The sequence below is a fragment of the Neglectibacter caecimuris genome (genome assembly GCF_034335015.1).
In the GTDB taxonomy this organism is placed as follows: domain Bacteria; phylum Bacillota; class Clostridia; order Oscillospirales; family Acutalibacteraceae; genus Acutalibacter; species Acutalibacter caecimuris_A.
In genome coordinates, this window is the sequence record NZ_JAWXXK010000004.1 from 109,841 (window position 1) to 122,340 (window position 12,500).

The 12,500-nt window shown below is 53.1% G+C and carries 11 protein-coding genes; 7 read left to right on the forward strand and 4 right to left on the reverse strand.

The window, feature by feature from the left end; genetic code table 11:
* Positions 1 to 336: 336 nt before the first annotated feature.
* Genes U8T64_RS06815 through U8T64_RS06825 form a run of 3 tightly spaced genes read right to left on the reverse strand, consistent with a single transcriptional unit; the run spans position 337 to position 2,649 of the window.
* Complete coding sequence (locus tag U8T64_RS06815; RefSeq protein ID WP_322182245.1) at positions 337 to 1,221, reverse strand: putative ABC exporter domain-containing protein; 885 nt, start codon at positions 1,219 to 1,221, stop codon at positions 337 to 339.
* Positions 1,127 to 1,942: a putative ABC exporter domain-containing protein gene (locus tag U8T64_RS06820; protein ID WP_322182247.1), complete on the reverse strand. Its 816-nt coding sequence runs from the start codon at positions 1,940 to 1,942 to the stop codon at positions 1,127 to 1,129. Before U8T64_RS06820 ends, U8T64_RS06815 begins: the two co-directional genes overlap by 95 nt.
* Positions 1,939 to 2,649 carry an ABC transporter ATP-binding protein gene (locus U8T64_RS06825; RefSeq protein WP_322182249.1) on the reverse strand — a complete coding sequence of 237 codons (711 nt, stop codon included), beginning with the start codon at positions 2,647 to 2,649 and terminating at the stop codon, positions 1,939 to 1,941. Before U8T64_RS06825 ends, U8T64_RS06820 begins: the two co-directional genes overlap by 4 nt.
* A 266-nt stretch (positions 2,650 to 2,915) precedes the next feature.
* On the opposite strand from U8T64_RS06825, the gene U8T64_RS06830 reads away from it, so the two are divergent.
* The 3 genes from U8T64_RS06830 (at position 2,916) to U8T64_RS06840 (ending at position 4,805) form a co-directional block, all read left to right on the forward strand.
* Complete coding sequence (locus U8T64_RS06830; RefSeq protein WP_322182251.1) at positions 2,916 to 4,100, forward strand: FprA family A-type flavoprotein; 1,185 nt, start codon at positions 2,916 to 2,918, stop codon at positions 4,098 to 4,100.
* Positions 4,101 to 4,107: 7 nt separating this feature from the next.
* Positions 4,108 to 4,542 carry a GNAT family N-acetyltransferase gene (locus tag U8T64_RS06835; protein ID WP_322182253.1) on the forward strand — a complete coding sequence of 145 codons (435 nt, stop codon included), beginning with the start codon at positions 4,108 to 4,110 and terminating at the stop codon, positions 4,540 to 4,542.
* An 89-nt stretch (positions 4,543 to 4,631) separates the two neighbouring features.
* Positions 4,632 to 4,805, forward strand: coding sequence for a hypothetical protein (locus U8T64_RS06840; RefSeq protein ID WP_322182255.1), 174 nt, complete (start codon positions 4,632 to 4,634; stop codon positions 4,803 to 4,805).
* Positions 4,806 to 5,425: 620 nt separating this feature from the next.
* Here the strand turns inward: U8T64_RS06840 and U8T64_RS06845 are convergent.
* On the reverse strand, positions 5,426 to 6,376 hold the full coding sequence (locus tag U8T64_RS06845; RefSeq protein WP_322182257.1) for a D-2-hydroxyacid dehydrogenase: 951 nt from the start codon (positions 6,374 to 6,376) through the stop codon (positions 5,426 to 5,428).
* A 194-nt stretch (positions 6,377 to 6,570) separates the two neighbouring features.
* Here U8T64_RS06845 and U8T64_RS06850 point away from each other — a divergent pair, with 194 nt between their 5' ends.
* The 4 genes from U8T64_RS06850 to U8T64_RS06865 all read left to right on the forward strand — a co-directional run bounded on the left by U8T64_RS06850 (position 6,571) and on the right by U8T64_RS06865 (position 12,360).
* Entirely contained in the window at positions 6,571 to 8,319 is a 1,749-nt protein-coding gene (locus U8T64_RS06850; RefSeq protein WP_322183035.1) for an ABC transporter ATP-binding protein, read from the forward strand.
* A 21-nt stretch (positions 8,320 to 8,340) separates the two neighbouring features.
* Entirely contained in the window at positions 8,341 to 9,717 is a 1,377-nt protein-coding gene (gene murD, locus U8T64_RS06855; RefSeq protein ID WP_322182259.1) for a UDP-N-acetylmuramoyl-L-alanine--D-glutamate ligase, read from the forward strand.
* 84 nt (positions 9,718 to 9,801) lie between these two features.
* On the forward strand, positions 9,802 to 12,048 hold the full coding sequence (rnr, locus tag U8T64_RS06860; protein ID WP_322182261.1) for a ribonuclease R: 2,247 nt from the start codon (positions 9,802 to 9,804) through the stop codon (positions 12,046 to 12,048).
* A gap of 138 nt (positions 12,049 to 12,186) precedes the next feature.
* Positions 12,187 to 12,360: a pro-sigmaK processing inhibitor BofA family protein gene (locus U8T64_RS06865; protein ID WP_322182263.1), complete on the forward strand. Its 174-nt coding sequence runs from the start codon at positions 12,187 to 12,189 to the stop codon at positions 12,358 to 12,360.
* Positions 12,361 to 12,500: the final 140 nt, after the last annotated feature.

The following is a 12,500-nucleotide window of genomic DNA, read 5'->3' on the forward strand; positions in this document are numbered from 1 at the left end:
GTCGTAAGTAGTTAGTTGTTAGAAAGGGCAGCCGCCTTTTTCCGACCACCTGCACTTTTACCTGTTATCTTGAGCTTCCTTTCTGCTATCCTGAACTTTCTCCCTGTTATCCTGAGCAAAAGCAAAGCAAGCTTTGCTGCCGCGAAGGATCTCGTCCTTTGATCTTTTTATAGGGACTGACGAGGAATGACTAAGAGGAAGGCTTGTTCTTCCTTTATTGCGCTGCACAGCAGCGCCACCACCGTCTAGCATCTACCCTCTAGCATCTAAAAAGCAAAGCAGCCATTGCAAAACTTCAAATTTTGCAATGGCTGCTTTGCTTTTTAGGAAAGCTCCTCAGCGATTATTCAGTTCCGCGTATTGCAGCAGGTTTCTGCAAAGGTAGAGCACCAAAAGCGAGACCGGTATATTGAGCACGATGATCCCCAGGAACAGGCCCATAAAGCCGGGGAGCGGAGCTAGGGTCATCAGCACCGCGCCGAGTATGATGCCGGGAGCCGCCATCAACAACAGCGCGAGAACATAGAAGAACATAATGAGCACCTTGGAGCTCACGGTACCGAATACCCGCTCTACCAGTACGTTTCCGGCGGTAAATAGCAGGGAGAAGGAAATTCTCGCCGCAATACAGAAAACGGTGTCCAAGGGAGAAGCGCCGATGATAAAGGCAACCGGTACAAAAATGATGACAGCCTCCAGCGTATCATTCCAAAGGCTTTCCTTGATGGCATAGAGAAGCTTTTTCAGCGGAGGCTCCGGGATCAGGTATAGATAAGGCTTCATCAGTTCCCGGTTAAACCGCCCCAAAGCGGTGGAAAAGATCTGCATGTAGGTGCCCATAGCAAATACGCTGAGAATCGCGCCTTCCTCAAATTCCCGCATAAAGAAGGAAGCCGCGATGATGCAGATCACAAAAATCAGGGAAAGGTTGGAAAGAAAGAAAATACCGGAACGCCGGTTTTCCACGGCATGCTTCTGATAAATGGCGCTTGCGCCCCAGCCCTTTCCCAGGCCCAGCTTTCCCATACGTACCTTTTTAGGAACCACCTCGTTTAACTGCCCCTCCTTTTGGGCCGTAATGGCGGATTGGGCGGTTTCGGCGGTTTGCAGTACGTCCTCATAGTAATTATTTTTGCTCTTTACGATCAAAAGCACCAGGACAGCGGTAAACACAAAGGTCAGAAGCAGAAGGAGCAGGCAAAGCGAGAAGTCGCCGGTCATAATGCCCCCCGGCGATGCCCGCCGCCCAGCCGGAAACGGGGAACAGCAGGCCCGGCAGGGTGGAAAAGAAATCCGCTCCGGCCTTTAAGGCGGCCGTGTAGTCCTTGCCGCCGTTCAGCAGGGCGGCAAGGGGCTCCCGGCAGGTGAAAACCGCGGCCAGGGCATAAAGAGCCGCGGCTCCGTAAACACAGAAGCGCACCGTGCGCCCGGCGTTTTCCTTGCCGCTGGTACGGGTGTATACCGCCATGGCGGAAAGCTGAGCAAGGAAAAGCGTCAAGGCGTACCCGGCAATAATGAGCAGCAGGCTGCCGTAAGAGATGCCATACAAGGTGTTTAGCCAGGAATACTGGAACAGCAGAAAAAAGCCCAGCAGCAAAGAGACCCCCAGCTGCCGGAACAGCCCGTAAAACAGCACCCGGTTTGGGCGCAGGGGGGCGGGAAACAGCAGCGTTACGTCAGAAAGAGTAAACATGGGAGTGTTGCTGGCGCTGCCGTTTACAAACACCATCAGGAACATAACGGTATAAAAAAGGGAGAGGATCGCCACCAGCTCAGAAAGCGCCCGGGGCTCTGTTCCGACGGTTTCATTTTTTGTAAAGGCCACCAACACGAAGACCGCGATAAGAAACACGCCGTAAATCAGCTTCGAGGGACTTTTGAAAATGCTTTTGACCTGGTTTTTGAACTTGGTAAGGGTCAGATACACAAGGGGGCTTTTCATTTTGCGGCGCCTCCCTCCGAAGCGCCCTCTGTGATCTCAAAGAACAGCTCCTCCAGGGTTTTTCCATCGTCCTGGCCGTTTATTTTGGTGGCGGCAAAGCGCCCGTTCATCATAATGTTCGCCACGTCCCAGTAGTCCTCTACGCTGTCGATCATATGGGTGCTGATCAAAACAGAAGCGCCGCCGGCCTTCAGTTCCCGGAAAATAGTTTTCAATTCCTTAATGGCATGAGGGTCCAGTCCCACCAGGGGCTCGTCGAATATGACCACACTGGGCTTGTGGCACAGCGCGCAGCAGATGGAAAGCTTCTGCTGCATGCCCTTGGAAAGCTCCTTGCCCAGCTTATCTTTTTTGTCCCACAGCTCCAGCCGCTCTAAAAGCTGCTGGGTGTAGGCCTCGTCCTCCACACGGTAGGCCCGGCGAATAAACTCCAAATGCTCCGAAACAGTGAGCAGATCGTACACTGCGGGCATTTCGGGAATATAGCCCAACTGGCGTTTGGCGTCCAGGGAGGTGTTTTCAAAGCCGTTTATCTCAATGCGCCCTGTAAACCGCAGCAGTCCGGTGATACATTTGATAATGGTGGATTTCCCGGCGCCGTTGGGCCCCAGCAAAATACCGATCTGCCCATCTCCCACGGCAAAGCTGATATTGTCGTTTGCCACGTTTTTTCCATATTTCTTTGTTACTCCACTGATAGAAAGCATCTTTTTTCATCCTCTTTTCCGCGAAAAGCAAGAGCTTTTCTGGTTTTTACACATGCACCTCATTGTAGCAGGAAGCAGGCGCTTTCGCAAGAGAGCGGAGGAATCTGAAAGATTTTCGACAGAATTGTGTTAGAAAATTAACATTATGCGCTCTGAAAACTTCATACTGGACAGAAAAAGGGAAATGATATAAAATAAGAGTCTGTAAGAAATGGCAGGAATTTCCTGCGAAAAAATCAGGATAGATCAGGAAAGGATGAAGACGTATGGAACTGAAGCAGGGCATTACCTGGACAGGCATTCTGGACCGGGATCTGCGGGTGTTCGATATCATCATGGAAACGGAATTTGGCACTACTTATAATTCCTATGTGGTAAAGGGAACGGAAAAAACCGCCCTTATCGAAACGGCCAAGGCAAAATTCTGTGAGGAATATCTGGAAAAGGTAAAGGCTGTTACCGAGATCGACAAGATCGATTATCTCATTGTGGACCATACGGAGCCGGATCATGCCGGAAGCGCCGAGAAGCTTCTGGAGCTGAACCCGGAAATTGAGGTCATCGGCACCACGGGAGCGCTGAATTTCCTTTCTCAGATCATGAACAAGCCTTTTAAGTCCCGGGCGGTCAAGGATGGGGAAGAGCTCGATCTGGGCGGCAAGACCCTGCGGTTTCTGGTGGTTCCCAATCTCCATTGGCCGGATACCATGTATACCTACCTTCCGGAGGATAAAGTCCTCTTTACCTGCGATTCCTTCGGTTCCCATTACTGCTGCGAGGGAATCCTCCGCAGCAAGGTGGAGAATGAAGAGGGCTATCAGCGTGCCGCAAAGTATTATTTTGACAATATTCTCGGCCCCTTTAAGAGTTTTATGAATAAAGCGCTGGACCGCGTGGAGAGCATGGAGATCGATATGATCTGCCCCGGTCACGGCCCCGTTCTCGATACCGGCATTCCGGAGCTGATGAAAACCTACCGGGAGTGGAGCAGGGTGGAAAACCCCAACCAGGGAAAAACCGTGGTGATCGCCTATGTCAGCGCTTACGGCTACACCGGCCAGATGGCAAAGGTGATCGGCGAGGCCATAAAGGCCCAGGGAGTGGCTGTGCATACCTATGATCTGGTAACGGACGATCGTTCCTCCCTGGCTGCCGATCTGCTCTATGCGGACGGCATTCTTTTGGGCTCTCCCACCATTCTGGGAGACGCTTTAAAGCCCATTTACGATCTCTCTACCACGCTTCTGCCCACTATTCACGGCGGCAAGCAGGCGGCGGCCTTTGGTTCCTACGGCTGGACGGGCGAGGCGGTCCCCAACCTGACCCAGCGCCTCCAGCAGCTGAAAATGAAGGTTTCAGACGGCCTGCGCCTGCGCTTTAAGCCCAGCGAGGAGGAGCTTGCTCAGTGCAAGGCCTTCGGAGAGGAATTCGCGGCGAAGGTAAAGGGCTGAAGCGGAGATGAGCTATACCATTCAGGAGGAACGGCTCACCCCGGCGGAATATATCGGCTTTTTGAGAGAAACAGACCTGGGCTCTCAATACCCGAAGGAGCGCTTTGAAGAACGTATCTCCACTCTGGTAAAGAAGGCCTCCATCAGTCTGACCGCCAGAAACGCGGAACGGAAGCTGTTAGGCGTTTGCCTGTGTATTACGGATTTTGCCTATTGGCTTTTTCTCACAGACCTGGGCGTTATTCGGAGTTGTACCGGTCAGGGCATTGGAAAGGCCTTGGTTCAAAAGGCCCTGGAGCTTGCGGGCGGCGAAAAAAATATCATCATGTATACCTGCGCCAATGAAAATGCCGTTCCCTTCTACGAAAGGCTCGGCATGAGAAAGCCCAATGACGTGATGGTTTATGACCATGCGGAGTGGACGGAATTTACCGTGGAGTAAAAACACCGTTTGCGGTGCGTATAGACGATGCTTTTTCTGGAATACTGCTGATAGAATTTCTATTTCATAAAAGAAAGGATGCGGCGGCTATGCAGAAAAAGGATCTGGAAAAGATGGATCAAAACGCCAGAGAGTATTTCAATTCTCTTCCGGTCTTATTGCAGGAGCAGCTGACTCAGAGCGGCGTGGCGATGACCACCAAAGAGCAGTTGGAGAGCTACTGTAAAAATGCTCTGGGGGAAAGCGGCAAAACAGATCGATAAGAAAACGGGGGGTGTCCGGCAGGGCATGCCCCTGTTTTTATTGGAAAAGCGACCCTGAAAATGGGAAAAGCCCCGGAATAGAGCGGTTTCTTGCACTAATTTTATAAATTTGCTTTTTCAGAGGGCGGAGAATTATGAAAAAGGTAGATTCTCCGCGATTTCATTGACTTTCCGGAGGAAGAGGGCTATAATAAAGCCATAATAAAGCTTTCGAGTGTTGCGGCATAAGCCGCACTTTTCAATACAACTCCTCCCCAAAAGAAGAAAGAAGGCCGGATTTCCCGGCCTTCTTTCTTTTTAGATGTTAGTTATTAGTTGTTAGAGAAGAGAAAGCCTCTCTCACTGTTATTCTGAGGAACGAAGAGACGAAGAATCTCGCCCTTTGTTCCTGGCAAAGAGTCAAAGGACGAGATCCTTCACTTCGTTCAGGATGGCAGAAGGAAAGTATGCGGCTCACTGCAAATTCCAATTTGCCTGCTTGCTTGCGGTCGGGCCGGGAACTGTCTATTTGCATCAAGCGGCTTCACGAGCGGGTGCAGCGGCACAAGCGTTGTAACCAACGCTGCAAATTTCAATTTACCAAACGCGGCGCGTAAATCCTATATCAATTTTTTAAGCCTCTAATTGACAACGTTTTGTGGGTTTCCTTTCTGAAAGGCTTCCAGGTTTTCAGCCACGGCCCGGATCAGCCGGGCCCTTGCTTCCCGGGAGGCCCAGGCGATATGGGGCGTGATCACGCAGTTTTTTGCGGAGAGCAGGGGATCATCCGGCTCCGGCGGCTCCCGCTCCAGCACGTCCAGTCCCGCGCCTGCCAGCATTCCGCTGTTTAAGGCCCTTGCCAGCGCGCGGCTGTCCACGATCCCTCCCCGGGCGGTGTTGATGAGAAAGGCAGTGGACTTCATGCGGGAAAGAAGCGCCTCTCCCGCTAGCCCTTTGGTTTCCGGCGTCAGCGGGCAGTGAAGTGATACCGCGTCGCTGCACTCAAAAAGCTCGGGCAGCGCTGCCCTGCGAAAAGGCTTTGGAAGCTCTTTCTCGGCGCGGCTGTGAACCAATACCTCCATGCCAAAAGCATGGCCAATATCCGCCACCCTGCGCCCAATGCTGCCAAAGCCCACGATCCCCAGGGTTTTTCCGGAAAGCTCTGTAAGCGGAAAATCGCCGTAATTCATGGAAACGGCCTCCTGCCAGCGTCCTTCCTTTACCGCCTTGCTGTAGTTGTGCACATTTTCGCACAGACAGAGCAAAAGGGAAATGGCGTGCTGAGCGACCAGCGGGGCGCAGTAGTCCGGCACGTTGCAGACGGTGATCCCCAGCGCTCTTGCCGCTTCGGTGTCGATGGCGTTATAGCCCGTAGCCAGCATACCGAGAAAGCGCAGCCGGGGCAGCCGCGCAAGCATATCGCGGTCTAAAGCGGGGCGGTTCAGGACCAGGGCGTCCGCCTCCCGGCTTCTGGAGAGCACAAGCTCCGGCGGCGTATGGTCATAAACAGTAAGCTTTCCCAGAGCTTCCAGCGGAGCCCAGCTGAGATCGCCGGGATTTGTGGTGCCGCCGTCCAAAATCACAATGTTCATAGAAAGGCTCCTTTCTGCCGTTTGTTTAGTATAAAAGATTTTCCCGCTTTCCACAAGAAAAAGTTTTTTCAGAAGGAAAAAGAAAAGGTTGATTCTTCTATCGATCTGTGGCATAATTTTACTGTATATGGAAATGAAAAAGAGGAGTGGATCTCTCTGTGGAACAACAGAAAAAAGCCGGGAAAAAAGGGCAGATGCGCCGTTTCCTGCCATATTTCAAAAAATATCTTCCCATTTTGATCTTTGACCTGTTCTGTGCCTCGCTTACCACGGTATGCGAGCTGGTGCTGCCTCTTTTGGTGCGGTATGTGACAAACGCGGGCATCAACGATCTCGCATCCCTGACCCTTTCCGTGATCCTGAAGATCGGCGCGCTCTATCTGTTTTTGCGGATCGTGGACGCCGCCGCCGATTTTTTTCGGGCCTCCGTGGGGCATATTATGGGCTCCAAGATCGAAACCCAAATGCGTTCCGACCTGTTTGCCCATCTGCAAAAGCTTTCCTTCCACTATTTTGACAACACCAAGGTGGGGCAGATCATGTCCCGTATCACCTCCGATCTTTTCGATGTAACGGAATTTGCCCATCACGGCCCGGAGGAAGTTTTCATTGCCGGGATCAAGATCATCGGTTCCTTTATTATTCTCTGCGGCGTCAATGTATGGCTGACCCTGATCGTTTTTTCCGTGGTGCCCTTTATGTTGCTGGCGGCCGCCTACTTCAACCTGAAGCTTAGAGAGCAGTTTCGCCGCCAGCGCAGACAGATCGGCGAAATCAATGCTCAGGTGGAGGATAGTCTTTTGGGCGTGCGGGTGGTGAAATCCTTCGCCAACGAAGGCCTGGAAACCGAAAAGTTTGAACAGGGCAACGGCGCCTTTCTGGATATCAAGAAAAAAAGCTACCTGTATATGGGCGGCTTTGAAGCGTCCAACCGCTTATTTGACGGCATCATGAATCTTCTGGTGCTGGTGGTGGGCGCTGTCTTTATGATAAACGGGCAGATCCAGCCCGCCGATCTCATTGCTTATATGATGTATGTGGGAACGCTGATCAGCTCGATCCGGCAGCTGGTGCAGTTTGCCGAGCAGTTCCAGCGGGGCATGACCGGTATCGAGCGCTTTTTCCAGATCATGGACGCCGATGTGGATATTTTTGATGAAGAAGGGGCTGTTCCTCTGACGATCCAAAAGGGTGATGTGACCTTTGAGGACGTGAGCTTCAGCTATACGGACGACGGCAAGGAAGTGCTGTCGGAGATCAATCTTCACGTAAGCGCCGGGGAAAACGTGGCGCTGGTGGGGCCCTCCGGCGGTGGAAAAACCACCCTTTGCAATTTGATCCCCCGGTTTTACGATGTGACCGGCGGCAGAATTCTGGTGGACGGCCAGGACGTGCGAGAAGTCACGCTGAAATCCCTGCGCTCTCAGATCGGCTTTGTGCAGCAGGATGTGTATCTTTTTTCCGGCACGGTGTATCAAAATATCGAGTACGGAAAGCCAGGCGCTTCCCGGGAGGAAGTGGTGGAGGCCGCCAAACGGGCCGGAGCCCACGAATTTATTAGCGGGCTGCAAAATGGATATGATACCTATGTGGGGGAGAGGGGCGTAAAGCTTTCCGGCGGGCAGAAGCAGCGCATCAGTATCGCCAGGGCGTTTTTGAAAAACCCGCCGATCCTGATTTTGGACGAAGCTACCAGCGCTTTGGATAACGAAAGCGAAAAAATCGTGCAGGCTTCTCTGGAAAAGCTTGCGAAAGGGCGCACTACCTTTACCATTGCCCACAGGCTCACCACCATTAAGAACGCCACGGTTATTCTGGTGCTTACCGATCGGGGAATCGAAGAAAAGGGAACCCATCAGGAGCTTATGGAGAAAAAGGGCATCTACTACCAGCTCTATAACAGCTACACAGAGGACAGCGATCCGGCAGCCTCGGAAATTTAGCGGATTGGAAGTGCTTCAGCATTGAATCAGGAACAGTTTTTCCGAAACATTTCAGGAAAGTCCGTCACCTTTTGCGGCATCGGGCGCAGTCATCTGCCCCTGATCGATCTTTTTCAAAAAAAGGGAGCGGTGGTTTCCTCCAGAGATAAGCGAACCCTTACGGAGCTGGGGGAAACCGGAGAAAAGCTTCAGGCCCAGGGCGTAAAGCTGATCCTGGGGGAAGGATATTTGAAGGACCTGACGGAGGACGTGATCTTCCGCACCCCCGGCATGAAATACTTTCTGCCGGAGCTCATCGAAGCCAGAAGCCGGGGTTCCGCCGTTACCAGTGAAATGGAGCTGTTTTTCGAGCTCTGTCCCTGTAAGCTCTACGCGGTGACAGGCAGCGATGGAAAAACCACCACCACCACGATCCTTTCAGAGTTTTTGAAGGCCCAGGGAAAAACCGTCCATTTGGGCGGCAATATCGGAAAGCCCCTGCTGCCAGAAATCGGATCGATCAAAGAAACCGACTGCGCCGTGGCGGAGCTTTCCAGCTTTCAGCTGATCTCCATGCGGAGAAGTCCCCAGGTGGCCGTGGTGACGAACCTTTCGCCCAACCATTTGGATATGCACAAGGATATGCGGGAGTATATCGATGCGAAGAAAAATATTTTTCTGCATCAAAGCGCTTTTTCCCGCACGGTACTGAACAAGGATAACGATATTACCGCGGCCTTCTCGGAAGAAACCAGGGGAGATACCTGGTTCTTCAGCCGGAAGAGTCAGCCCCGGCGAGGCGTGTGGTGCGATGGGGAGTCCATTTTTGTAAATGGGGAAAAACTGATGCTCGTATCAGAGATCAAGCTTCCCGGCTGGCATAATGTGGAAAACTATATGGCTGCCATTGCCGCCGCCTGGGGCGATGTTTCCCCGGAGAATATGGTTCAGGTGGCGAAAAGCTTCGGCGGCGTGGAGCATCGGGCGGAGCTGGTGCGGGAATTTGATGGCGTTAGGTATTATAACGATTCCATCGCCAGCTCGCCTACCCGCACGATCTCGGGAACCTTGTCTCTCTATTCCCGGAAGATCATTCTCATCTGCGGGGGATACGACAAGCACATTCCCTACGATCCTCTGGGTCCCGTGATCTGTGATAAGGTAAAGGTCCTGATCGTCATGGGAGACACCGGCCCCAAAATTGAAGAGGCCGTGCGCAATTCTGCCGCATACCGGGAAGGAGAGCCCGTTATTGTGCGTGTAAAAACCATGGAGGAAGCAGTGGCGGCGGCCCGAAGGCTGGGAAAAAAGGGGGATATCGTTTCCCTGTCCCCGGCGTCCGCGGCCTTTGACCTGTACCCCAATTTTGAGGTGCGGGGCAGGCATTTCAAAGAGCTTGTCAACGGGCTTTCCGAGTAAAGAGCAAAAAGACCGGATAAGAGAGAGCACATATTGTTTGCTCTCAGGCAGGGCTTGTGCCCTGCGGGAAAGGATTTTAACAGAATGATGGAAAAAAGAAGAATCAAAACAGAAAATCAAGGATCACGGCGCGGGGGATACGGACAGTCCCCCCGTTCTTTTGGAAACCGGGGCGGTAGGGGCCGCTTCCACAGTGAAGAGCCCTACGAGCTGCCCAGTGCCGCCGTCACCGTGGAGGAAAAGCTGATCGTAGCGGCATTGAAGCGCTGCGGCGGGAACGGCGTACCCTCCAAGTCCCTGATGCGGGAAGCCGGGATCCGAAATAAAGAGGATTTTTACGAGGCGCTTCGCAGCTTAAAGGAAAATAGAGAAATCAGCGTCGATAAGGATCACTGGGTCAAGCTGATCCCTCACACCGGAGATGTGGAAGCGGTGCTGGTTTCCCTTTCGGAACGGTTTGGCTTTGCCAGGCCCAAGCTTGGTACGGAGGATATTTTTATTCCCGGCAGCGCTCTACAGGGCGCTTTTGTGGGAGACGAGATCCTTTTGACCGAGCTGCGCAAAGGGGAAAAGGGGCCAAGCGGAAAGGTGAAGCGTGTGCTGGCCCGAGGCACAGATGCCGTCACGGGTACGGTACACATCGATGAAAACGGAGCCAGGGCCACACCGGACGGCGCTGTTCGATACGATATGGAGATTTCCCCCATGCACCTTCACGGTGCGAAGGACGGCGATAAAGTGCTGCTCCAGCCGAAATGTGACGGCAGGGGAGAATGGCGCACAGCGGAGGTGAAGTCTGTATTCGGCAGTGGAAACCGAGCCCGTGTATGTGCCGACGCCATCATTGAGCGCTGCGGGATCCCCACGGAGTTTCCGGAGGAGGCCCTGCGGGAGGCAGAAGCCATATCTCGGATGACAGTGACCCAGAAAGACCTGGACAGCCGCTTGGATCTGCGGGACGAGCTGATTTTTACCATAGACAGCGCCGACGCCAAGGATCTGGACGACGCGATCTCCGTACAGAAAACCCGGGACGGGTATACGCTGGGAGTTCATATTGCCGATGTTTCCCACTATGTAAAGGCGGGAAGCGCCATTGATCAGGAGGCTTTCCGGAGAGGTACCTCGGTCTATTTTGCGGATCGGGTGATCCCCATGCTGCCGGAGTCCCTTTCCAACGGGGTATGCTCTCTGACGGCGGGAACGGACAAGCTTGCCTTTTCCGCTTTGATGGATTTTGATGCGGAAGGGAATATGACTGACTATCTTTTCCGCAAAACGGTCATAGAATCCAAGGTACGGGGTGTGTATTCGGAGGTAAACGAAATCTTTGCCGGTACGGCTTCTCCGGAGCTTCTGCAAAAATACGCTCCCGTCAGAGAAAGCCTGGAGGCGGCAAAGGAGCTGGCGGAGCTTTTGAAGCGCAATGGCGCCGCCAGAGGGCAAATGGACCTTTCCAGCGATGAGATCAAGTTTGTGCTGGACGAAAACGGCGTGTGTATTGATCTTCTGCCCCGAACCACCGGGCAGGCGGAAGAGCTGGTGGAGCAGATGATGGTTTCTGCCAATATCGCCGCCGCAAAAGCGGCGCTGGACGCGGAGATCCCCTTTCTGTACCGGATCCACGAAAAGCCCCGGCCGGATCGGGTGGAAGAGCTGTATGAGCTGCTGGACAGGCTGGGGATCGCCTGCGGTGAGATCAAAAAGGGAACTCCCACCGCCAAGGACTTTTCCGCTGTGCTGGGAAGGGTAAAGGGCGGCCCCAGAGAAGCCTTAGTGAACCAGCGGATTTTGCGTACCATGGAAAAGGCCCGGTACGCCGACCGGGAGCTGGGGCATTTCGGCCTGGCGCTGGGAGAATACAGCCATTTTACCTCTCCGATCCGCCGGTATCCCGATACCTCTATTCACCGTATCTTAAGCGACCTGGCGGCGGGAAAAGAGAAGGAAGAGATCAGAAAGCGCTATCGGGGCTTTGCCCAGGAATCTGCGGCGGAGTCCTCCAAAAACGAAATTCGGGCGGTAACCGGCGAGCGTGCCGCGGAGGATTGCTACACCGCGGAATATATGCGCGCTCATTTGGGCGAGCGGTATGTGGGTATTGTCAGCGGCGTAACGCCCAAGGGCGTTTTTGTAAAGCTCCCCAATTTTGCCGAAGGCTTTGTCAGCCTCAATGATTTTGAAAACGCCGATTTTGAATTTGACGGCGAGATCGCCCACCGGGATCTGCGCTCCGGCAGGGTGCTGATGATGGGGGAGGAGCTGGGGATCATTGTAGCGGGTGCGGACGTCGCCACAGGCCGCGTCGATTTTGTGCCCCAGGAAGCTTAAGGCAGCACCGCTCAATTCCCGGCTCTCGCCTTAAGCGGTATTGCCTTAAAGCATAAGCAGACAGGCTTTTTCATATAGTTATGGCACAGGGACAACTTTAGAAATGGTTCTGTGAAATAGAGAAAGGACTGTCTGCCCATGAAAAATTTTTTGATCTCGGCGATTTTAGGTTTTGCGGCGCTGGCGCTTTTGAATCTGTCTTCTCCCTATACCGGAGTGGCGCTGCCGGTGAGCCGCCTGAGCATAGCGGCTTCTGGACTTTTGGGGATCCCGGGCGTAACGCTGATGGTGATTTTGAACGCCGTGTTGTAGGCTTTTATCAGATGTTAAGGCCAACACCGCACAAAGACCGGCCAGAGGCCTTTGTACAACGATTTGCTTGCAGATTTTTCGTCATAACGCACAGTTTTCGTTTGTCAATCACGAGATTGACTGCACTCAATCTATGCACT

What these genes read in the sequence shown, in the direction of transcription:
- U8T64_RS06815 (WP_322182245.1), bottom strand. Translation starts at nt 1,221, where the DNA reads ATGACCGGCGACTTCTCGCTTTGCCTGCTCCTTCTGCTTCTGACCTTT.
- U8T64_RS06865 (WP_322182263.1), top strand. Translation starts at nt 12,187, where the DNA reads ATGAAAAATTTTTTGATCTCGGCGATTTTAGGTTTTGCGGCGCTGGCG.
- U8T64_RS06850 (WP_322183035.1), top strand. Translation starts at nt 6,571, where the DNA reads ATGCGCCGTTTCCTGCCATATTTCAAAAAATATCTTCCCATTTTGATC.
- U8T64_RS06825 (WP_322182249.1), bottom strand. Translation starts at nt 2,649, where the DNA reads ATGCTTTCTATCAGTGGAGTAACAAAGAAATATGGAAAAAACGTGGCA.
- U8T64_RS06820 (WP_322182247.1), bottom strand. Translation starts at nt 1,942, where the DNA reads ATGAAAAGCCCCCTTGTGTATCTGACCCTTACCAAGTTCAAAAACCAG.
- rnr (WP_322182261.1), top strand. Translation starts at nt 9,802, where the DNA reads ATGATGGAAAAAAGAAGAATCAAAACAGAAAATCAAGGATCACGGCGC.
- U8T64_RS06845 (WP_322182257.1), bottom strand. Translation starts at nt 6,376, where the DNA reads ATGAACATTGTGATTTTGGACGGCGGCACCACAAATCCCGGCGATCTC.
- U8T64_RS06830 (WP_322182251.1), top strand. Translation starts at nt 2,916, where the DNA reads ATGGAACTGAAGCAGGGCATTACCTGGACAGGCATTCTGGACCGGGAT.
- U8T64_RS06840 (WP_322182255.1), top strand. Translation starts at nt 4,632, where the DNA reads ATGCAGAAAAAGGATCTGGAAAAGATGGATCAAAACGCCAGAGAGTAT.
- U8T64_RS06835 (WP_322182253.1), top strand. Translation starts at nt 4,108, where the DNA reads ATGAGCTATACCATTCAGGAGGAACGGCTCACCCCGGCGGAATATATC.